This window comes from Micromonospora sp. NPDC005686, from assembly GCF_042871665.1.
GTDB lineage: Bacteria > Actinomycetota > Actinomycetes > Mycobacteriales > Micromonosporaceae > Micromonospora.
On sequence record NZ_JBIAIY010000002.1, the window covers coordinates 405910 to 429092 of the forward strand.

Annotated in this window: 8 protein-coding genes; 6 read left to right on the plus strand and 2 right to left on the minus strand. The window is 73.5% G+C overall.

From position 1 onward, the window contains the following. Nucleotides 1–21: 21 nt before the first annotated feature. Nucleotides 22–2127 (minus strand): acyl-CoA dehydrogenase, encoded by a 2106-nt coding sequence (locus ACFYON_RS05875; protein WP_355095139.1) that lies wholly within the window; start codon nt 2125–2127, stop codon nt 22–24. 190 nt (nt 2128–2317) lie between these two features. Here ACFYON_RS05875 and ACFYON_RS05880 point away from each other — a divergent pair, with 190 nt between their 5' ends. From ACFYON_RS05880 to ACFYON_RS05900, 5 genes are all read left to right on the plus strand, one after another. Next, nucleotides 2318–3094 carry an alpha/beta fold hydrolase gene (locus tag ACFYON_RS05880; protein ID WP_354868398.1) on the plus strand — a complete coding sequence of 259 codons (777 nt, stop codon included), beginning with the start codon at nt 2318–2320 and terminating at the stop codon, nt 3092–3094. Nucleotides 3095–3324: 230 nt separating this feature from the next. After that, the gene (locus ACFYON_RS05885) at nt 3325–4404 is read left to right on the plus strand and encodes an acyl-CoA dehydrogenase family protein (RefSeq protein ID WP_387187630.1); all 1080 of its coding nucleotides are present in this window, start codon (nt 3325–3327) and stop codon (nt 4402–4404) included. Next, nucleotides 4401–5882: an amino acid adenylation domain-containing protein gene (locus ACFYON_RS05890; RefSeq protein WP_357707202.1), complete on the plus strand. Its 1482-nt coding sequence runs from the start codon at nt 4401–4403 to the stop codon at nt 5880–5882. Before ACFYON_RS05885 ends, ACFYON_RS05890 begins: the two co-directional genes overlap by 4 nt. Nucleotides 5883–5924: 42 nt before the next feature. Then, a complete protein-coding gene (locus tag ACFYON_RS05895) occupies nt 5925–6203 on the plus strand; it encodes a hypothetical protein (protein WP_354868405.1) in 279 nt (92 codons plus the stop codon). Beyond that, nucleotides 6200–7549: an NAD(P)/FAD-dependent oxidoreductase gene (locus tag ACFYON_RS05900; protein ID WP_354868407.1), complete on the plus strand. Its 1350-nt coding sequence runs from the start codon at nt 6200–6202 to the stop codon at nt 7547–7549. Before ACFYON_RS05895 ends, ACFYON_RS05900 begins: the two co-directional genes overlap by 4 nt. A 22-nt stretch (nt 7550–7571) precedes the next feature. Here ACFYON_RS05900 and ACFYON_RS05905 read toward each other — a convergent pair whose 3' ends face one another. Then, the gene (locus tag ACFYON_RS05905) at nt 7572–8246 is read right to left on the minus strand and encodes a 4'-phosphopantetheinyl transferase superfamily protein (protein ID WP_357707205.1); all 675 of its coding nucleotides are present in this window, start codon (nt 8244–8246) and stop codon (nt 7572–7574) included. Nucleotides 8247–8321: 75 nt separating this feature from the next. Here ACFYON_RS05905 and ACFYON_RS05910 point away from each other — a divergent pair, with 75 nt between their 5' ends. Next, nucleotides 8322–23171: an SDR family NAD(P)-dependent oxidoreductase gene (locus tag ACFYON_RS05910; protein ID WP_387188798.1), complete on the plus strand. Its 14850-nt coding sequence runs from the start codon at nt 8322–8324 to the stop codon at nt 23169–23171. Nucleotides 23172–23183 lie beyond the last annotated feature (12 nt).

A 23183-nucleotide genomic window follows, 5' to 3' on the forward strand; every position in this document is an offset into this window, starting at 1 on the left:
GTGTCACCGGCGGGCAGGCGGTCAGCTCAGGCCGAGGCCACGGGCGATCAGGCCACGCTGTACGTCGTTGGTGCCGCCGCCGAGGAAGGCGAGGATGGCCACGCGCAGGCCCTGTTCGAAGATCCCCGTGCCGGGGGCGTCGGGCCCGCACAGGGTCGCCGCGGGTCCGAGGATGTCCACGGCGTCCCGGCTGACCTGCTCCATCGTCTCGGCGGCCAGCACGCCGGCCATCGCCGAGGTGAGGCGCGCGGTGTGTGCGGTGCCGGCCCCGGCCTTCGCGGCCGCCCCGGTGAGCAGGAGGTTGACCGCCTGCACCTGAACGGCGATGCCGCTGAGCCGGGCGCGCCTTTCCGAGCCGGCCGGGCCGGCGACGCGGTCCGGATCCGCCCGGACGGCCGCCAGCAGCTCGTCGAGATGGCGGCGGGACAGTCCGGCGAGTTCGCCGGCCAGCAACAGCCGTTCCTCGGTGAGCGTGTCGGTGATGACCTGCCAGCCGCGGTTGACCGGCCCGACGCGCGCGCCGTCACCCACCCGGACACCGTCGAAGCGCACCGTGCTGCAGATCTGCCCGGACAGCGCCTGCTGCGGTTCCGTCCGGATTCCGGGGGTCGCCATCGGGACGATGAACATGCTGATGCCGGCCAGCGGGAGCGCCGCATCGGGGTCGGTGCGGACGGCGAGCCAGATGTACTCCGCCGTGTGGGCGTTCGTGATCCAGGCCTTCGTTCCGGTTATCACCCAGTCGTCGCCGTCCCGGGTCGCGGTCGTCGTCAGCGACGCGAGGTCGGAGCCCGCTTCGGGCTCGCTGTAACCCAGGCAGAAGGTCAGTCGACCGTCCCGTATCCGTGGCAGGTAGGTCGCCTTCTGCTCGGCCGACCCGTACTTGACCAGGGGAGCGCCGACCACTGACACGGCCGCCAACGCGTTGGCCACCGGCAGTTGGTGGTAGGCGATCTCCTCCTGCAGAGCGAGCTGTTCGGCGATAGTGGCGCCGGCGCCGCCCTGCTCGACCGGCCAGGTGACGCCGAGCCAGTTGCGGATCGAGATCGCGGTCACCAGGGCTGGATCGTCGCCCTTGGCGAACGACCTCTCCCGGGAACGCCGCTCGATGCTCAACGCCCGGACCTGGGCACGCAGGTGGGCGGCCGGGGTGCCGGCGTCGACGGCGGGCAGGCTGCCGGCGGTCCCGATCAGGATGTCGGCGACGGTGCCGTGGGGCGGTGGATACGCCGGCAGCAACGCGATGTCGGCATGGACCCGCCGGAACAGCCAGGGCGCCTCGTGCCCCTCGAAGTAGCCGCCCGCGCCGAGAGTCTGCTGCGCTCCCACCTGGATACGCGAGGCGACGGCGGCGGCGTGGGACACGGCGAGTTCGGTGGCGAGGAGCCGGTCCGGGGCCTCGTCGTCATGTCTGCGGACGGCGTCGGCGACGAGCATCTCGCCGGCCACGAGGTCGATCTCGCGGGCCGCCGTCCGTTGCTGGACCGCACCGAAGCCGCCGATCGTCTGACCGAACTGCCGGCGGACCTTCGCGTGGGCGATGGACCGCTCGTGGGTGCGGCGTGCCGCCGCCGTCGCCCGTGCCGCCAAGCCCAGCCGGAGCAGCGACAGCGCCCACGCGGCGCGCTCTGCGCCGACGTCGACCACGGCCTCCACCGGCCCCAGGTGGAGCCGGTCCCACGCGGGCGCCGCCAGGCCGGCCTGCGGGACGGTGAACTCCACCGGCCGTACCGGCGCCGGTCCACCCGCCGCAGGCAGGAGCAGGACGTGCGAGGCGGCACTCCCCGCCTCCGCGAACGGCACCGTCTCGGTCGCTGCGTCGGCCGGCACCACCAGGAGGCGGATGTCGCCCGCGGCGATGCCGGCCCGCAGTTCCGGGGCCCGGGTCAGGAGGCCGGCGGCGACGAAACCGTCCATCACGGGCAGCGGGCAGGCGGCCGCGCCCACGGCACGAACGAGCGCCACGGCCTCGGCGAGGTGGCGCGGCCCGAACCATCCCCGCGCCGCGGCCAGTCTCCACAGCCGGGTCAGTGCGGCACGGTCCGCCTGATCGGGGAAATGCCATTGGCGATCCAGCAGTTCGACGGCTTCCGCCGTCAATTCGGTGATTTCGACCGTGCTGACCATTCGGCCTTCCCCGCCCGCAGTATTAGTCGCCACACCGTGTGTGTCTCGGAAGCGTAGTAGTGCCATCGATTCCGGGCAATCAGGGGTTCCGATGTAGGGGCTCGATAGGGGTCTGCGGTGCGGGCTTGACGGATATGGTCGGATCGGCCGGCGAAACGGCCTTCCGGGCACCGTTCAGGGGGTCGCACTGGTGGAGAACACCGAGGATGACAGGTGGGTCCGTGTCTACCACCCGGCGCCCGACGCCGTACGCCTGTTCTGTTTCCCCCACGCGGGCGGCACCGCCAGTTACTTCTATTCCTGGTCGAAGGCGCTGGCGGGCAGCGTCGAGGTGCACAGCGTGCAGTACCCGGGCCGGCAGGACCGCAGGGGCGAGCCCCGCGTCCGTAGCATCCCGGAGCTGGCCGACCGGATCCATGCCGCGATCCAGCCGCGGCTGACGGAGCCGTTCGCGTTCTTCGGCCACAGCATGGGGGCGATCCTCGCCTTCGAGGTGGCCTGCCGGATCGCCCGGGACGGGCAGGCGGAACCGGCGCACCTGTTCGTCTCCGGCCGGCGGGGACCCTCGCGGGTCCGGCACGAGGAGTGGCACCGGGCGACCACTGCCGCGTTCACCGCGGAACTGCGTTCGCTGGGCGGCACCGACCCGCGTGTCTTCGCGGAGCCGGATCTGCTCGACCTCGTCCTGCCGACGATCCGCGACGACTACCGGGCGATCGAGACGTACCGGTTCCAGCCGACGCCGCCGCTGGCCTGCGGCATCACGGCGTTGGTCGGTGACAGCGACCCGAAGGCCGGCATCGACGACACCTCGGCCTGGTCGCAGCACACTCTCGGCCGGTTCGACCTCCGGGTCTTCCCGGGTGGTCACTTCTATCTCGACGAATGCCGGTCGGGGGTGCTGAACGTGATCTCGTCGGTGCTCGGCGGGGTGCCGCAGGACGCGGCCCGTGTCTCCGGTTGGTGACACCCCTGTTCGGGGTCTCCGCATAGGGGTGCGTTAAGGGTTGGGGCCGGCGCGGCGTGAATCTACGTTTGCTGACAGGTCGCAACGAAATGTGGCGGTGCCGTCCTCTCCGAATACGACCGTCGAGGTGGGACTGAAATGGCAATGGCCGAATACGCACCGAGGCGCTGCTGATGGACTTCGAGCCGTCACCGATTCAGCGGAAACGCTGCAACGGGATAGCGGAAGCTGTGGCCGAGCGGTTCACCGCACATGAGACGCGCACCGATCCGAAGTCGTTGCGGGTGGCCTGGAAGGACGCGGCGGGCATCGGCCTGGCCGGGCTGTGCCTGCCCGAGGAGCACGGCGGCGGCGGCCTGGGCGCACTGGACACCGCGCTGAGCCTCGAGGCGTTCGGCCGATCCTGCCCCGACATGGGCCTGGTCTTCGGCATCGCGGCCCACCTGCTGTCCTGCGCCGTACCCATTCAGGAGTTCGGGACGGACGAGGCCGGGCGGCTTCTCGCGGGCATGGCCTCGGGCGACCTCATCGCAGGTAACGCCATGACCGAGGACGAGGCGGGCTCGGACGTGGGCCGGCTCCGGACGACGGCCGTGCGTTCCGGCGAAGGGTACCGGCTCGACGGGGAGAAGTCCTTCGTCAGCAACGCCCCGGTCGCGGACGTCTTCGTGACCTATGCGGTCACCGACCCGTCCGCCGGGTTCCTGGGCATCTCGGCCTTCGCCGTGCCGCGGGACCTCGACGGCGTCGTCGTCGGTCCTCCGCTGCCGAAGATGGGGCTGCACGGCTGCCTGGCCGCACGGGTGCGGTTCGACGGCTGCGTGGTGCCGGCGCAGTACCTGCTCGGAGCCGAGGGCCGCGGCGGGGCGATCTTCCAGCATTCGATGGCGTGGGAACGGGGCTGCCTCTTCGCCGCGTACCTGGGGCTGATGGACCGGCAGTTGGCCGAGTGCGTGGCCCGCACGACCGGCCGGCGCCAGTTCGGGCGCAGGCTCGCGGGCTTCCAGGCCGTCGCGCACCGGATCGCCCGGATGCGGCAACGGCTGGAGAGCGCACGCCTGCTGCTGTACCGCGCTTGCTGGCTGCTCGACCAGGGCCGCTCGGACGTCACCGCGATCGCGATGGCGAAGGTCGCCGTGTCGGAGGCGGCGGTCGCGAACAGCCTCGACGCCATGCAGTTGTTCGGCTCGAGCGGCTACCTCGCCGGTACCGGGATCGAGGAGCAGCTCCGCGACTGCCTGCCGACCACCGTCTTCTCCGGCACGACGGAGATCCAGCTCGAACTGATCGCGAGGGAGACCGGCCTGTGACCCTCCATCAGCTCGTCATCGACGCCGCCGCGCGCCGTCCCGACGCGCCGGCCGTGAGCGGGCCGTCCGGTTCCCTGACGTACGGCGAGTTGGGCGCCGTGGCCGACAGCATCGCGGCCCGGCTCCAGTGCCGAGGTGTCCGGCGCGGTGACCGGGTGGTGTTGTGGGCGGGCAAGAGCCCCGAGGCGGTCGCGGCGATGCAGGCGGCCCTCCGGCTCGGCGCGGTCTACGTCCCGGTCGACGGCAGCAGCCCGGCGTCGCGCGTGGCGACCATCGCCCGGGACTGCGCGGCCCGCGTCGTCGTGACGCCACGGTCGTGGATCGAACGGATCGCGGACGAGCTGGGCGGGGAGGTCGGCTACACGGAACTCGACGGCCCGTACGAGCCGTCGCCGCCCGTCGACACCGCCACCGCCGAGGACGACCTGGCGTACATCCTCTACACGTCGGGGTCCACCGGCACGCCCAAGGGCGTGTGCCTGACCCACCGTAACGCGGAGGCGTTCGTCGACTGGGCGGCCGACGTACTCACCCCCACGCCGGACGACCGGTTCGCCAACCACGCCCCGTTCACCTTCGACCTGTCCGTGCTCGACCTCTACCTGGCGTTCCGGGCCGGCGCGTCGGTGCGCCTGATACCCGCTGAGCTGTCCTTCGCGCCGGCCCAGCTCGTCGAGTTCCTGCACCGCGAGCGGATCACCGTCTGGTACTCCGTGCCGTCCGCGCTGGCGGTGATGATGCGTCACGGTGGGCTCCTCGACCGCCCGGCGCCCGACACGCTGCACACGGTGTTGTTCGCGGGCGAGCCGTTCCCCATCACGCAGCTGCGGGACCTGGCCACCTGGACGAGTGCGCGGCTGATGAACCTCTACGGTCCGACGGAGACCAACGTGTGCACGTTCCACGAGGTCACCAAGGCGGATTTGGACCGCGACCGGCCGGTGCCGATCGGGAAGCCGGCCAGCGGGGACCAGGTCTGGGCGCTGCGCGAGGACGGGGCCGTCGCCGGTGTGGGCGAGGAGGGCGAACTCGTCGTGGAGGGCCCCACGGTGCTGGCCGGCTACTGGGGGCATCCGCCGCAGACCGGCCCCTACCGCACCGGCGACCTGGTCCGGGTCCTTCCCGACGGCGCCTTCGACTATCTCGGGCGCCGCGACCAGATGGTGAAGATCCGCGGGCACCGGGTCGAACTCGGCGAGGTCGAGGCGCTGCTCGGGAAGCACCCCGAGGTCGCGGACTCGGCCGCCGTGGCCGTGGGCGAAGGAGTCGACACCCGCCTGGTGGTGTTCGTGGCCCCACGCGCCGGCTGCGATCCGGGGCTCCTCGCCCTTCGCCGGTACCTCTCCCAGCATCTGCCGCGGTACCTCATCGCGGACGAGGTGCGGGTCATGTCTCCGCTGCCCAGGAACGGCAACGGCAAGGTCGACCGACTGCTCCTCAAGGAGCTCGCCGCCCGGACGGGCGGGGGCGTCTCGTGACCCGGATCCACCCTTTCCCTCCGACAACGAAAAGGGGCGACCATGACCGCCGATGAGGTCACACCGCGAATCATGACCTTCATCAGAGAGAGCTTTCTCGACGGTGACCCGAAGGGCGAGCTCACCGAGTCGACCCCGCTGCTCGAGTGGGAGGTGCTCAATTCGATGAACAGCGCCCTGCTGCTCAACTTCCTGCGAGAGCAGTTGCGGGTGGATGTGCCGCTCGCGGCGATCAACGCGGCCAACTTCCGCGATGTCGCCTCCATCAGCAAGCTCGTCTCCGGCCTGAGGGTCGTCGCAACGGAAGGCGTGACGCGATGAGTGTCGACTACGACGTGGTGATCGTCGGTGGCGGGCCGGCCGGCTCCTCCGCCGCCGCGTACCTGGCCATGGCCGGGGTGTCGGTCGCCCTGTTCGAGGGGGAGAACTTCCCCCGGCCGCACGTGGGTGAGTCGCTGGTGCCGGCCACGACACGCGTGCTGCTGGAGACCGGCGCGATGGACAAGATCGAGAAGGCGGGCTTCCCGCGCAAGTACGGCGCGGCCTGGACCTCGGCCCACTCGCGCAACGTCACAGCCGAGCAGGCCGACCTGCTCACGCACGAACTCGGCGTGGCCGACATCCTGTTCAGCGAGCGTGACCAGCCGGGCGTCGACCGGGACTACACGTTCCACGTCGACCGCAGCAAGTTCGACCTGATCCTGCTCAAGCACGCCGAAAGTCTCGGCGCGAAGGTGTTCCAGGGGATCCGGGCGCTGCGCGTGGACTTCGGCGACCCGGACAAGGTCACCCTGACCTGCCGACTGGGCAGCGCCGAGGTGGACATCACCGCCAAGATGATCATCGATGCCTCCGGCCGGCAGACCATGCTGGGCCGGCAGTTGAGGCTCAAGGAGGCGGACCCGGTCTTCAACCAGTACGCCATCCACGCCTGGTTCGAGGGTCTCGACCGCGCCTCGGTCGCCACCAACCCCGAGAAGGTCGACTACATCTACGTGCACTTCCTGCCGGACAGCGCCAGCTGGGTGTGGCAGATCCCCATCACCGACACCGTCACCAGCGTCGGGGTGGTCACCCAGAAGCACCAGTTCGTCAAGGCGAACATGGACCGCGAGGAGTTCTTCTGGCACTTCCTCGAGAGCCGGCCGGACCTGCACGCGGCGCTCAAGAAGACCGAGCAGGTGACGGCGTTCAAGGTCGAGGGCGACTACAGCTACGCCATGCGCCAGATCTGCGGCGACCGGTGGGTGCTGCTCGGTGACGCGGCGCGCTTCGTCGACCCGATCTTCTCCAGCGGGGTGAGCGTCGCGTTGAACAGCGCGCGGCTCGCCTGCCGGGACATCGTCGAGGCCGTCAAGGCGGACGACTTCTCGCAGGCCCGGTTCGCCACGTACGAGAAGACCATCCGCAGCGGCGTACGGAACTGGTACGAGTTCATCACCGTCTACTACCGGCTGAACATCCTGTTCACCACGTTCGTGCAGGATCCGCGCTACCGGCTCGACGTGCTGCGGCTGCTGCAGGGCGACCTCTACGACGAGGAGGAGCCGGAGGTGCTGCGGGTCATGCGTGAGACGGTCGCCGCCGTCGAGGCGGACCCGTCCCACCTGTGGCACTCGCACCTGGGGAACCTGCGCTCCTCGGCCCTGGCGTCGTCCTTCCGATGACCCGCGGTGGCCCTTCCGGAGGTCAGGCCTCGTCGGCGGGCAACGCCAGCGTCCGGGACGACACCCGGACGCGTGGCGCCCGGACGGCGACCGAGGCGATCACGTCGTCCGCCACGGTGAGGTCGGCCAGCGACCAGGCGGACGCCGGGCCGCACTCGTCCGGAAGGGACACCACGACACCGTCGACAGTGGTGACGATGGCGCGCAGATCGGTGGCGAGCCCGGTGCCGAGGGCCTTCGCCACGGCCTCCTTCCGGGTCCAGAACCGGAGCACCCGCGCGTCGCGGAGGGCTTCCGGCGCCTCGTCCACCGACCGCTGCTCGACGTCGGACAGGGCCGTGCGGGCCAGCCCGGCACGGTCGGCGAGCGGCCGCAGTCGCTCGACGTCGACACCGACCGGGACGTCCCACGACAGGGCGGCCGCCACCACGGCCTCGGCGTGGCTCAGGCTCACCTGGAGCCCGCCGGGTTCGACGACGAGCGGCCGCCCTCGGGCGTCGTGTGCCCAGACCTGCCGGTCCGGCGCACATGCCGCGTACGCCGCGACGAGCCGCCGGCCGATCCGGTGCGCGTCGGCCCGCGCCCGGCGATATCGCCGGGCGCGCTCGTCCAGGCGGAGCAGGGTGCTCGGCGACCGTGTGCCGAGCGCTACCCAGACGACGGCGCAGCCAGGCCCCGCGCGACGCGGGTCGTTCATCGGTCCCTCCTTCCCGTGCCGTCGTGAAACCGGTGCGGGACAGCGGAAAGTCAGTGTAGGGAAGGGTCTTCTGTGATGGCTGAACGGTCGTCGAGAACCGCGCACGATTCGCCGATCGCCGTCGTCGGTGTGGGCTGCCGATTTCCCGGTGGCGTCCGCGACCTGTCCTCGTTCGGGGCGGTGCTCCGGTCCGCCACCCCTGTCTTCCAGGACGTGCCGGCGACCCGCTGGAACCCGGCCGACGCCGGCGCGGACACGGCCGGCCGCGTCGGCGCCTTCCTCGACGACATCGACCGGTTCGACGCCTCCTATTTCGGGATCTCCGCGCGCGAGGCCGGCGCGATGGACCCGCAGCAGAGGCTGATGCTCGAGGTGGCCTGGGAGGCCATGGCCGACTCCGGGCGGCCCGCGCAGGCGTGGGCGGGCACCCGCACCGGGGCGTACTTCGGGGTGTTCACCCACGACTACGCGACGCTGCACACCAAGACGCTCGGAGTCAGGGGCATCGGGCCGCACTACGGCAGCGGAACCGAACTCAGTTTCGTGGCGGGCCGCCTGGCGTACACCTTCGACTTGCGCGGGCCCATGGCCTCGGTGACCACCGCCTGCTCCTCCTCCATGCTCGCCGTGCACCTCGCCGCGCAGAGCCTGCGGTCCGGGGAGAGCGACGTCGCCCTCGCCGGTGGCGTCAGCCTCATGATCACGCCCGAGCTGAGCGTCTTCATGGGCCGCATCGGTGCGATCTCGCCGACCGGGCGGTGCCGGCCGTTCGCGGCGGACGCCGACGGCATCCTGCGTGGCGACGGGTGCGGTGTCGTCGTTCTCAAGCGCCTGTCCGACGCCCTCGTCGACGGGGACCGGATCTACGCGGTCATCCGGGGGTCCGCCGCCAATCACGACGGCCGCAGCCTCGGCATCACCGCCCCGAACGGTCTCGCCCAGACCGAGCTGCTCCGCTCGGCGCTCGACACCGCGGCGATCGGCCCGTCGGACGTCGACTACGTGGAGGCCCACGGCACCGGAACCCCGCTCGGCGACCAGGTCGAGCTCATGGCGCTGGACCAGGTGTACGGCAGCGGACGCGGTCCGCACCTCCCACCGCTCTACGTGGGCTCGAACAAGGCGGTGTTCGGGCACACCGACAGCGCCGCCGGCATCGCCGGTCTCCTCAAGGGCCTGTGGGTCGTCAACGCGCGGGAGGTGCCCGCCCAGCCCGATCCCGGCCGGCTCACCTCGGCGGTCGCCTGGGACTCCGGCACGCTGGCGGTGCCCACCGGCGCGGTCGACCTCACCGCGCTGGGCCGTCCGGTCCGCGTCGGGGTCAGCTCCTCGGGGCTCAGCGGCACCAACCTTCACCTGATCATGGAGGGTGTCGAGTCTGCCGACGTCCCGCACGAGGACGACCGGCCGGTGGGTCCGCATGTGCTGCTGGCCTCCTCCTTCCACGAGCACCACCTGGCCGGCCAGGTCGCCGCGATGCGGGAACGGGTGGTCGACGCCTCGGGCGGACTGGGCGACCTCGTCGCCTCCGCCGCCACGCGGCGCACACACGAGCGGCACCGGTTCGCCGCCGTCGCGGCGGGACCTGACGAACTGGTGGCGGCCCTCGGTGAGTTCGAGGAGGTGCCGGACGGCACCTACGTCGGCGACGTCGATCCCGATGCCGCCCCCGACCCGGTGTTCGTGTACTCCGGCCAGGGCGCGCAGTGGGCGGGCATGGCGGTCGACCTGTACGAAGTCTCGCCCACGGTGCGCGCGGTGCTCGACGAGTGCGACGCGTTGATCCGGCGCGACGCGTCGTGGTCGCTCATCGACGAACTACGCGCCGACGCCGGGCTCGACCGGCTTGCCCGCACCGACGTCGCCCAGCCCGCCCTCATGGCCGTGCAGACGGCGGTGACGAGCTGGCTGGCCGACTGCGGCGTACGGCCCGAGGCGGTGGTCGGACACAGCGTCGGCGAGATCGCCGCGGCGCACGCCGCGGGCGTGCTCTCCCGTGCCGACGCGGTGCGGCTGGCCGTCCGGCGTGGGCTGATCCTCCAGGAGACGGCCGGCCGGGGCGCCATGCTCGCCGTTCGCTCGGACCCGGAGACGGTCCTCCAGCCGCTGGCCGACACCGGGCTGCCGGTGGTGGTCGCCACGGTCAACGGACCGGCGGCGGTCGTGCTGAGCGGACCCGGCGACGCCATCGCCGCCGCGGCCGCGCTGCTCGAGGAGCGCGGTCTGCGGTGCAAGCGGCTCTCCGGCGACTACGCCTTCCACAGCCCGGTGGTGGCCGAGTGCGGTCCCCGGCTGCGGGCCGCGCTGGCCGGCCTGACCACCGCCGAACCCACGGTGCGGCTGATCTCCAGCGTGCTGCCGGACGAGCCGGACGTCCGCTTCGACGCCGGATACTGGGCGCGGAACCTCACCGACCCGGTGCTGCTGTGGCCCGCTGTCGACCGGCTGCTCGCCCAGGGCGACCGGGCCCTGGTCGAGATCGGCCCGCACCCGACGCTGACCCGCCCGTTGGCGGACGCCGTCCGGCACCGGCAGCGCCGGGGGCCGGTGGTGGCCACCCTGCGACGTGGTGAGCCCGGGCTGCTGGCGCTGTACAAGACGGTCGCGCGGCTGCACGTCGACGGCGTCGACGTGGACTGGGCGAGCATCACCGGGACGCCGGGCCGGTACCGGACCCTGCCGGTGCCCTCCTGGGGCGGTGACCGGCACTGGCTGCCCGGGATCGAGGTCGGCGAGCAGGGGCGCGGCCCGGCGGAGGCGCCCGCCGCCCGGGTACGCCCGAGCCCGCTCGACGATCCGGCGGGGGAGGCCGTCGCCACCCGCAGGCGGCCGGTGGACCGAGGGCCGCTGGGGCGGGTCGAGAAGCACGTCGCGGCGGTCCTCGGCCTCTCCGACGGCCAGCCGCTGGCGCGGCGTCGCGGCCTGTTCGACCAGGGGCTGGACTCGCTCACCGCGCTTGAGCTGCGGGACCGGCTGGCGGCCGAGTTCGGCCTCGAACTGCCCACGACGCTCATCTTCGAGAAGCCGACGATCGAGGCGCTCGCCGCGTTCCTGGCGCAGGCCGCACCGGACGCCGACGGCCGGGAGCAGGTGACCCTGCCGGACGGCCGGTCCGGCCGGGCCGTCGGCAGCGAGCCGGCGGACGACGCCGTGGCGGTGATCGGGCTGGCCTGCCGGCTGCCCGGCGCGAACTCCCCGGAGCAGTACTGGACGCTGCTGACCGAGGGCCGCAACGCGGTCCGCGACATGCCGGCCGCCCGGCGGGCGGACCCGGCCTGGGCCGAGGCCGCCCCCGACGTTCCGCTGCGGGGCGGATTCCTCGACGCGGTGGAGGGGTTCGACGCGGAGTTCTTCCGCGTCTCCCCGCGTGAGGCCAGGTCGCTCGATCCCCAGCAGCGCCTGCTCCTGGAGGTCGCCTGGGAGGCGATCGAGGACGCCGGGCAGCCCGTCGCCGCGCTGGAGGGGCGGGCCGTCGGCGTCTACTGCGGCCTGAACACGGCGGACTACCAGCAGTTGCTGACCCGGGACATGGCCGACGTGGACCACTTCTTCGGGACCGGTACGACCTTCGCCGGGGCGGTGGGCCGGCTGTCGTACTTCCTCGCCTTGAGCGGCCCCAGCATCGCCGTCGACACCGCGTGCTCGTCGTCGCTCACCGCCGTCCACCTGGCGTGTCAAGGGCTGCGGCAGGGGGACTGCGAGATCGCCGTCGTGGGCGGGGCCAACGTGATCGTCGCCCCGACGGTGTCGGTCTCCATGTCGGGCGCCGGCGCCCTGGCCCCGGACGGGCAGTGCAAGACCTTCGACGACGCGGCCGACGGTTACGGCCGGGGCGAGGGCGCGGTGGCCCTCGTCCTCAAGCCGCTCGCCGCCGCGAAGCGCGACGGTGACCGCGTCTACGCGACGATCCGCGGCACCGCTGTCAACCAGGACGGCGCCACCGGCGGCATGACCGTGCCCAACGCCTCCGCGCAGGTCGCCGTGATCAGGCGGGCGGTCGAGGCGGCGGGGTGGGCGCCGCACGAGGTCGACTACGTCGAGGCCCACGGCACCGGCACCCCCCTCGGCGACCCGATCGAGGTGCGCGCCCTGGCCGAGGCGCTGGGCCCCGGGCGGACGGCGGACGAATCACTGCTGATCGGCGCCGTCAAGGCCCGCATCGGGCACCTGGAGGCGGCGGCCGGCGTCGCCGGGCTGCTCAAGGTGATCCTCGCGCTGCACCACGGTGAGCTTCCGCCGCATCCGTTGAACCGGCCGTCGACGCACATCGACTGGGAGCGGATCCCGGTCTCGGTGGTGACCGAGCGGCGGCGCTGGCCGCAGCGGGACCACCCGCGCCGGGCGGGCGTCAGCGCGTTCGGGTTCAGCGGCAGCAACGCCCACGTGGTCGTCGAACAGCCACCGGAACTCCCGGAGCCGGCGGCGGCCGCGCCCCGCTGGGCGCCCTACGTGCTGATGGTCACCGCGGCGGCGGAACCGGCCCTTCGCCGGGCCGCCGGACGCCTCGCCGCCCGGCTGCGGCACGCGCCCGCCGATCTGGACGACGTCGTCTTCACCGCCGCGTACCGCCGTACGTGGCTGGGCAACCGGCTCGCCGTCGTCGGCCGGGACGCCGCGGCCGTCACGGCGGCCCTGGAGGCGGCGGCGCGGGGCGACCACACGCCGGCCGTACGGACCGGGCAGGTACCCGACGGCACGGTGCGCACCGTGGCGTTCTGGTACCGCGCCGAACCACCGGCCGCCGCCCTCCGCGACCTGCTGGCCGAGATACCGGAGTACGCCGACACGGCGCGCTCGTGCGCCGAGCGCCTCACCGTCCTGACCGGCGCGACGGTCGACCCGTTCGGCGAGCCGCCGTCCGATCTCCCGGCTGCCTACCTGCTGTGCCACCACGTCGCGGCGGCACGGCTGTGGGCCTCCGTCGGGCTGGCACCGGAGGTGGTGATCGGCGAGGGGCCGGGCCACGTGGGCGCCGCCTGGGCGGCTCGCCGCCTGGACCTCGACGACGCGCTGCGCGTGGCCGCCGGGCAGGCGTCCGGTGTCGTGCTGCGGCCCGGCCACGTACCGGAGTCTTCGGCGGACGGCGCCGCGCCCGCCGAGACGGCCGAGGACCTGGCCGCTCGCGCATCCGGTCGGGCCGACGCCGAAGCCTCGCGGAGCCTCGGCGACGACCTCACGGCCGCGGGCGTGGACGTTCTCCTCGACATCCTGCCGCGGGACCTGCCCGAGGAACTGGCCGGCCGGTTCGGGGTGGAGACCGACGCCGCCGACCTGCCCGAGCGGTTCACCGGCACCGCCGCCGAACTCTTCGTGAGCGGCGCCGCCGCCGCGCCGGCCGGGTTCTCGCGCCGGCCGGTCAGCCTGCCCGCCTATCCGTGGCAGCACACCCGGCACTGGTATCGCGAGGCCCCGGAGCCGGCCGGCGACCAGCCGGCGGTGCCGTTGACGCTGTCGGCCGCCAGCGTCACGGGACTGCGGGCCCGTGCCGTCGCGCTGCGCGACCTCGCGAGGCGCGTCCCGGAACCCGGCCTCCCGGACGTCGCGTCCGCCCTCGCCGCCGTGCCGGGCCCGGCCGGACACCGCGCCGTCGTGCTGGCCGGCGACACCGGGGGCGCCGACGAGGGACTGACCGCCCTCGTGGAGGGCCGGACGGCGGCGAACCTGATCCAGGGCACGGTCGGGGACGACCCGAGGACCGCGCTGGTGTTCCCGGGGCAGGGCGCACAGTGGCAGGGCATGGCCGCCGAGCTGATGGCGGCCGAGCCCGTCTTCGCCGAGCGGATGCGCGCGTGCGGGGAGGCGCTGGCCGAGTTCACCGACTGGTCGCTCAGCGCGGTGATCGGCGGCGAACCGGGTGCCGCGCCGCTGGACCGGGTCGACGTCGTCCAGCCGACGCTGTTCGCCGTGATGGTCTCGCTGGCCGACCTCTGGCGCTCCCACGGGGTCGCGCCGGCCGCCGTGGTGGGCCACTCGCAGGGCGAGATCGCCGCCGCGTACGTCGCCGGTGCGCTGTCGCTGCGCGACGCGGCCCGGGTGGTGGCGTTGCGCAGCGCGGAACTGTCCCAGCTGTCCGGCCAGGGCGGCATGGCCTCGATCGCGGTCGGCGTGGACGTGGCCGTCGGCCTGCTGGACCGCTTCGCCGACCGACTGTCGATCGCCGCGATCAACGGCCCCGCCAGCGTGGTGGTGGCGGGTGACCTCGACGCGCTGGACGAGCTGGCGGCCGTCTGCGAGCGCGCCGGCCACCGGTTCCGGCGGGTCGACGTCGACTACGCCTCGCACTCGCCGCACGTGGAGCAGATCCGCGACCGGCTCGGACACGTCCTCGCCGGGATCAGGCCGCGCGCCGGGCAGGTGCCGTTCTACTCCTCGGCCACCGGCGGGTTGCTGGACGGCGGCGAACTCGGTCCGGACTACTGGTACTTCAACCTCCGCCGGCGGGTGCGGTTCGACGAGGCGGTCCGCGCCCTGCTCCAGGACGGTCACGACCTGCTCATCGAGTCGAGCCCGCACCCGGTGCTCGTCCCGGCGGTCGAGGAGACGATCGAGGAGACGGGCCGCCGTGCGCGGGCCCTGGGCACGCTGCGCAGGAACGACGGCGGCACCGGACGTCTGCTCGTCTCCCTCGCCGAGGCCTACGTACACGGTGCCGACGTCACCTGGCCGTCGGTCCTCGCCGGGCACGAGCCGGAGCCGACCGTCCTGCCGGATCTGGCCGGCCACGAACTCGACGCCTGGCGCTATCGCATCGACTGGCGCCCCGCCACCGAGCCCGCGGCGCCGTCGCTGGGGGGAACCTGGCTGGTCCTGGCCCCCCACACCGGCCCCGGCCGCGACCACGCCCGGGTCGTCGAGGCAGCCGTCTCCGCGCGGGGCGCGGAGGTACGCCGGCTGACGCTGGACCCCGCCGTCGACGGCCGGGACCGGGCCGCCGAGCTGTTGCGGAGTGAGGGCGTCGCGGACGCGGCCGGTGTGCTGTCGCTGCTGGCGATGGACGAACGCCCGCACCGGGATCTCCCCGACGTGCCCGCTGGCACCTCCGTCACCCTGGCGCTCGTGCAGGCGCTCGGCGACGTGGGCGCCGACATTCCGCTGTGGCTGCTCACCAGCGGCGCGGTCCAGGTGGACGGGGACGACCCGGTGTCGCCCGTACAGGCCCAGGTGTGGGGCATGGGGCGGGTGGCGGGTCTGGAGTCTCCGCAACGCTGGGGTGGGCTGATCGACCTGCCCGCCGAGCCCGGTGCGGACGCGCTCCGGTGGCTGGGCACGGTGATCGGCGGCGGCCTGGGCGCGGAGGACCAGGTGGCGTTGCGGGACGGTGGCGCGTACCTGCGGCGCCTGGTGCACGACCCCGTGGCCGACCTGCCCGTGGACCGGCCCTGGCGACCGCACGACAGCGTGCTGATCACGGGCGGCACCGGCCGGCTGGGCCGGCGCCTGGCCCGCTGGTTCGCGGCCTGCGGCGCGCCGCACATCATCCTCGTCGGCCGGCGGGGCCGGTACGCGCCGGGCGCCGCCGACCTCGAGGCGGAGCTGGTGCGCTCCGGCGCGTCGGTGACGCTGACGGCCTGCGACGTGACCGACCGCGAGGCGATGGCCGCCGTGTTGCGGTCGGCCCGGTCCGCGGGACGGCCGGTGCGCACCGTCGTCCACACGGCCGTCGTCCCCGAACGCGACCCGCTGTCCGAGACGACGCCGGCCCAGTTGGCCACCGCGCTGCACGCCAAGGTGACCGGGGCGCAGGTGCTGGACGAGTTGCTGGGTGAGGACTGCGCGGACACGGTGGAGTCCTTCGTCCTCTACTCGTCCGTCGCGGGTGTCTGGGGCGCGGCCGACCACGGCGTCTTCGCCGCCGCCGACGCCCACCTGGAGGCGCTCGCCGTGCGGCGCCGGGCCAGGGGCCTGGCGGCTACCTGCGTGGCCTGGGGTGTCTGGAACCCGTTCGGCGAGCCGGACGACGACCCGGCGATGCTCGAACTGCTCGCGAGCCAGTCGGAGCGGCAGGGCCTGCCGCTGCTCGACCCGGAGCAGGCGCTGCGGGCCCTGCGTCAGGTCCTCGACCGCGACGACACCTCAGTGGTGGTCGCCGACGCGGAGTGGGACCGGTTCGCCGCCCTGTTCACGGCGGCCCGCCCGCGGCCGTTGCTCGACGAGTTGCCGGAGGTGCGGGCCGCCGCCGGTGCCGACGGGCAGGGCGTGGACTCGGGCAGCGCCCTCGGCCGGCTGCTGGCCGGCGTGGCCGAGTCGGAACGCGCCTGGGTGGTGCTCGACCTCGTCCGGACCGAGGCGGCGGCTGTCCTCGGGTACGCGCGCGCCGCCGACGTCGACCCCGACCGTGCCTTCACCGACATGGGCTCCGACTCCGTCACCGCCGTCGAGTTCCGCACCAGGCTGAACGCGGCCACCGGGATGCGCCTGTCCGCGTCCGTCGCGTTCGACTATCCCAACGCCGCGGCCGTCGCCGACCATCTGCTCGAACTGGCCCTCGGTGAACTCACCGCGCCGGCCGCCGAGCCGGTGGAGACGCCGGCTGACGAGGGCGAGCCGGTGGCGATCGTGGGGATGGCGTGTCGTTATCCGGGGGGTGTGGTGTCTCCGGAGGGGTTGTGGCGGTTGTTGGTGGAGGGCCGGGACGCGGTGGGCGGTCTTCCGGAGGATCGTGGGTGGGATCTGGGGTCGTTGTTTCATCCGGATCCGGATCGTTCGGGGACGTCGTATGTGCGTGCGGGTGGGTTTCTGGGTTCGGTGGGGGATTTCGATGCGGGGTTCTTCGGGATCTCTCCGCGTGAGGCGTTGGCGATGGATCCGCGTCAGCGTCTGTTGTTGGAGACGTGTTGGGAGTTGTTCGAGAACGCCGGTGTCGACCCGGGAAGCCTGAAGGGCAGCCGCACGGCGGTGTTCGTCGGCGCCAACCCCACTGACTACGTGACGGCGTCGGCGCAGGTGCCGGAGTGGGCCGAGGGCTACGCCGCGACGGGGAGCACCGGCAGCGTGATGTCCGGGCGGCTGGCGTACGTCTTCGGCCTGGAGGGCGCGGCGATGACGATCGACGCCGCGTGCTCGTCGTCGTTGGTGGCGCTGCACCTGGCCGGCCAGGCGCTGCGCTCGGGTGAGTGCACGATGGCGGTGGCCGGCGGCGCGGCGGTGATGGCCAGCCCGAAGGAGCTGATCGAGTTCAGCCGGCTGGGCGCACTGGCCCCCGACGGGCGGTGCAAGGCGTTCGCCGCCGGCGCCGACGGGATGAGCCTGGCCGAGGGCGTCGCGCTGTTCCTGGTGGAGCGGCTCAGCGAGGCCAAGCGCAACGGCCACCAGGTGCTGGCGGTGATCCGCAGCTCCGCGGTCAACCAGGACGGCGCCTCGAACGGGCTGACCGCGCCGAACGGTCCCTCTCAACGGCGGGTGATCCAGTCGGCACTGGCGCGGGCCGGCCTGACGGCGTCGGACGTCGACGTGATCGAGGCGCACGGGACAGGCACCTCGCTGGGCGACCCGATCGAGGCGCAGGCGCTGCTGGAGACCTATGGGCAGGGGCGTACCGCCGACCGGCCGGCGCTGCTGGGGTCGGTGAAGTCGAACATCGGCCACACCCAGGCGGCCGCCGGTGCGGCGGGTGTGATGAAGATGGTCCTGGCGATGCGGCACGGGTTGGTGCCGGCCACCCTGCACGTGGACGAGCCGAGTGAGCACGTGGACTGGTCGTCGGGTGCGGTGCGGCTGGTGACCGAGGCGGTGCCGTGGCCGGAGACGGGCCGCCCCCGTCGGGCCGGTGTGTCCGCCTTCGGCATGAGCGGTACGAACACCCACATCATTCTCGAACAGGCGCCGGCCGACGATCCGGATCCGGTGGTGGACGCGACACCCGCTCCCATCACCACCGACGCGGCTGCGGCGTTCGCCACTGACGCGGCCGCGGTGCCGTTGCCGGTGTCGGCGTCCTCCCCGGCCTCGCTGCGCCGGCAGGCCACGAGACTGCGCCGGCTGCTGGAGGGCGACCCGGGTCTGCGTCCGCGCGACGTCGGCTGGAGTCTCGCCACCACCCGGGCGATGCTGCCGTACCGGGCGGTGGTGCTCGGCTCGGACCGGGACGACCACCTCGACCTGCTGACCCGGCTCGCCGTCGACGAGCCGGGGCCGGGGCTGGTCCAGGGCACGGCGCAGCGCAAGCCGCGTATCGTCTTCGTCTTCCCCGGGCAGGGTGGTCAGTGGCCCGGCATGGCAGCGGAACTGCTCGACTCCTCCCCGGAGTTCGCCGAGTACATCGGCGAGTGCGAGCTGGCCCTCGCGCCACACACCGACTGGTCGCTGACCGAGGTGCTCCGCCAGGTGGACGGCGCACCCACCCTGGACCGGGTCGACGTGGTGCAGCCCGCCCTGTTCGCGGTGATGGTGTCGCTGGCCCGCCTGTGGCAGCACCACGGCGTGCACCCGGCAGCCGTGGTCGGCCACTCCCAGGGCGAGATCGCCGCCGCGTACGTCGCGGGCGTGCTGTCGCTCGACGACGCCGCCAGGGTGGTGGCGGTACGGTCGGCGGCGCTGTCCCGGTTGACCGGCGCCGCCGGGATGGCGTCGGTGCAGGCCGACGAGGACCAGGTCACGGCACTGCTCGAACCGTGGCACGGACGGGTGACCGTCGCGACGGTGAACAGCCCCGCGCAGGTCGTCGTGGCGGGCGACATCGACGCCTTGGACGGCCTGACCGCCGAGTGTGAACGGCGCGGGCTCAGGATCCGGCGGATCGAGGTCAGCTACGCGTCCCATTCGCCGCAGGTCGAGCCGATGCGCGACGAGCTGCTGGCCGAACTGGCCGGAATGACGCATCAGCGCGCCCGCGTGCCGTTCTACTCGGCGGTGACCGGGGAGCCGCTGGACACCAGCACGCTGGACGCCGAGTACTGGTACCGGAACCTGCGGGAACCCGTGCGGTTCGCGCGCGCCGTCCGGAAGCTGCTCGACAACGGCTTCACCATGTTCGTCGAGGCGAGCCCGCACGCGGTGCTGACCGGCGCGGTGCTGGACACCGCCGCGTCGGTCGACGGTACGGCCGAGCCGGTGACGGTGGGCTCGCTGCGGCGTCAGGAGGGCGGCCCGACCCGCTTCGCCACCTCGCTGGCCGAGGCCTGGGTGAACGGCGCGGACCTGGACTGGGCCGCGCTGATCCCCGGAGGTGCGCGGGTGGCGTTGCCGAACTACGCCTTCGACCGGCAGCGTTACTGGCGGGATCAGCAGCCGACCGCCGTGGACCCGGCGGCCCTGGGGGTGACGGCCCCGGACCATCCGCTGCTCGGCGCCGCCGTGGAACTCGCCGACAGCTCCGGCCTGGTCTTCACCGGGCGGCTGTCGGTCCGTACCCGGCCCTGGCTGGCCGACCACGGGGTGAACGGGGTGTGCCTGCTGCCCGCGGCCGGGTTCGCCGAACTGGCCCTGCGGGCCGGCCGGGAGGCGCACCGTCCCCGGATCGAGGAACTGACGCTGGAGACGCCGCTGATCCTGACGGGTGAGGACGCGGTGAGCATCCAGCTGGTGGTGGGAGCGCCCGACGACGCGGGACACCGGCCACTCGCCGTCTACACGCGACCCGAGGCCGGCGACGGTGAGCCGGCCGGCTGGACACGTCACGCGTCGGTGGTCCTGGCCGCCGCCGGGCCGCCCGTCGCGGACCGGATGGTCACCTGGCCCCCGCCCGGCGCGGAGCCGGTGCCGACGGACCCGGAGTCCTTCTACGCGGCGGCGGAGGCGGAGGGCGGCTACGGCTACGGGCCGGCGTTCCGCGGGCTGCGGCGGGCGTGGCGGCACGGCGACGACGTGTACGCGGAGGTGTCGCTGCCCGCCGGGGTCCGCGACGAGGCGGACCGGTACGGCGTGCACCCGGCCCTGCTCGACGCGGCGCTGCAGGCGATGCTGTTCAGTCCGGCCGGCGGACCGGGCGGCGTTGACCGCGGGACGGTCCGGCTGCCGTTCAGCCTGACCGGCGTGTCGCTGTTCGCGCCCGGCGCGCGGGACCTACGGGTACGCGTCTCGCCGATCGCCCCCGACACGGTCCGGATCACCGCTGCCGACGAGACGGGCGTTCCCGTCCTGGCGATCGAGCGGCTGGTCTCCCGGCCGGTGCCGGCCGGTCAGCTCACCCCGGCTGCGGACCCGGCCGACCGGTCCCTGTTCGCCGTGAACTGGGCCGAGCTTCCCGATCCCGGACGGCCGGTCGCGCAGCGTTGGGCACTGCTCGGCCCGGATCCCCTCGGCCTGGCGGTAGGGCTGCTCGCGTCCGGTATCACCACCGATCGCCATCCCGATCTGGCCGCCCTGCTCGCTGGGGTGGCCGGCGGCGCGGAGTGTCCCCGTACCGTGGTGCTGCCCGCCGCTGCGCCGGCGGGCGCCCGGTTGCCCGAGGCGGCCTTCGACCTGGCCGGCGCGGTGCTCACCGATGTGCAGGCATGGCTGGCCGACCGGCGGACGGCGGACGCCCGCCTGGTCGTGGTGACCCGGTCGGCGGTCCCGGCCGGTGTGGCCGGGGAGGTGCCCGACCTCGCCGCGGCGCCGGTGTGGGGTCTGCTCCGCTCGGCGCAGACCGAGAATCCGGATCGGATCGTGCTGGCCGACGTGGACGGGCCGGACGGCGTGCCCGCGCTCGCGGCGGCGCTGGCCGGCGACGAGCAACAGATCGCGGTACGGCGTGGCGCGGTGCTGATTCCCCAGATGGAGCCCCTGCCCTCGGCCCGGCACGGGCTGACCGCGCCGCCCGGCGGCCGGTGGCGGCTCGTACCGGATCGGTCCGGGGTGCTCGACGCCATGTCCCTCCAGCCGTGCCCCGACACCGCGACGCCGCCGGCGTCCGGTCAGGTGCGGGTGCGGCTGCGGGCGGCCGGTGTCAGCTTCCGCGACGTCATGGTGTCGCTCGGGATGTCCCCCGGCGGCGGTGACTTCATCGGCGGCGAGGGCGCCGGCGTCGTCCAGGCCGTCGGTCCCGACGTCGCGGGGCTCAAGCCCGGCGACCGGGTGACGGGGATGATTCCCCGGGCCTTCGCCACCGAGGCGGTGACCGACCACCGTTGGCTCGTCCCGATCCCGGACGACTGGTCCTACGAGGAGGCGGCCTCGATCCCCTCCGTGTTCCTGACCGCCTACTTCGCCCTGGTCGAGACGGTCGGGCTGGGCGCCGGCCAGCGGGTCCTCGTGCACGCGGCGACCGGCGGCGTCGGTATGGCGGCCGTCCAGATCGCCCGCAACCTGGGTGCCGAGGTGTTCGCCACGGCCAGCCCGGCAAAGCACGACGTCCTCCGGCGGCTGGGCCTGGACGACGACCACATCGGCTCGTCACGCGACGCGAGTTTCGCCGACCGGATGCGCGAGGCCACCGGCGACGCCGGAGTCGACGTCGTCCTCAACTCGCTCACCGGCGAGCTCGTCGACGCGTCGCTTCGCCTGGTGGCCAAGGGCGGGTACTTCGTCGAGCTGGGCAAGACCGACGTGCGTGACCCGGAGCGGGTCGCCGACACGTACCCGGGGGTCGTCTACCGGCAGTTGGACCTGGTGCGGGACGCGAGCCCGGAGCTGATGCGGTCGATGCTCGACGACGTCGTCGGGCTGCTGCGCGACGGAACCCTGACGCCGCTGCCCACCCGGAGCTGGGACGTCCGCGACGCGCCGGAGGCGTTCCGCTTCATGGCGCAGGCCCGGCACGTCGGAAAGCTGGTCCTCACCATCCCGCCCGTTCCCGACCCCGAGGGCACGGTCCTGATCACCGGCGGCACCGGGACGCTGGGCGGGCTGGTGGCCGGGCACCTGGCCGGCACCTGGGGAATGCGCAGCCTCGTCCTGGCCAGCCGTCAGGGCGCCGCCGCGGCGGGCGCCGAGCAGTTGATCAGCGAGCTCACCGCGTCGGGCGTGGACGTACGGGTCGCCGCCTGCGACGTCGCCGACCGCGACGCGGTGGCACGACTGCTGGCCGACATCCCGGAGGATCGTCCGCTCACGGCCGTGGTGCATCTCGCGGGCGTGCTGGACGACGTGGTGTTCACCTCCCTGACCGGGCAGCGGCTGGAGGCGGTCCTGCGACCGAAGATCGCTGCCGCCGCGTACCTCGACGAACTGACCCGGGACCTCGACCTCGGGATGTTCGTCATGTTCTCGTCGGCCGCCGGAGTGACAGGCAATCCCGGGCAGGCCAACTACGCCGCCGCGAACGTGTTCCTCGATTCGCTGGCGGCGGCCCGGCGGGCCCGCGGCCAGGCCGGCACCTCGATGGCCTGGGGCCTGTGGGCACCGGACAGCGGGATGACCGGCACGCTCGACGAGCGTGGCCGGGAGCGCCTGGCCCGGGCCGGTGCGCAGGCCATGCCCGTGCCCGTGGCCCTCGCGTTGCTCGACGAGGGCGTCGAGTCGGGGCAGCCGCTGGTCGTGGCCGCGCGGCTCGACCGCGGCGCGCTTCGCGTCCAGGCCGACGAGGGGTCACTGCCCGCGGTGATGCGCCGGCTCGTGCCACGCGGCCGGCCGGCGCACGCCGCGACCGAGACCGGGACCTCCGCCGGGCTCGCCGACCAGCTCGCGGGGATGGGGCCGAGCGAGCGGGCCCAGGCGCTCCTGAACGTGGTCAGGAAGCACGCCGCCGCGGTCCTGGGCCACGCCTCGCTGACCGCGCTGGACGCCGATCGTGGCTTCCTCGACGTGGGCTTCGACTCGCTGACGGCCGTCGAACTGCGTAACCGGCTCGCCGCGGCCAGCGGGCTCCGGCTGCCCGCGACGCTCATCTTCGACTGCCCGACACCCGCCGAACTCGGACGCTGGCTGCACGAGCAGCTCTTCCCGGCGGACGAGACGGAGCAGACGACTGACCCTGCCGCCGACCGAGCCGATGCCGACGACGTCGACGCGGTGGACGACATGGACCTGGACGAACTGATCCGCGCCGTGCACAGCACCCGGGAGTGAGGGCTCAGATGA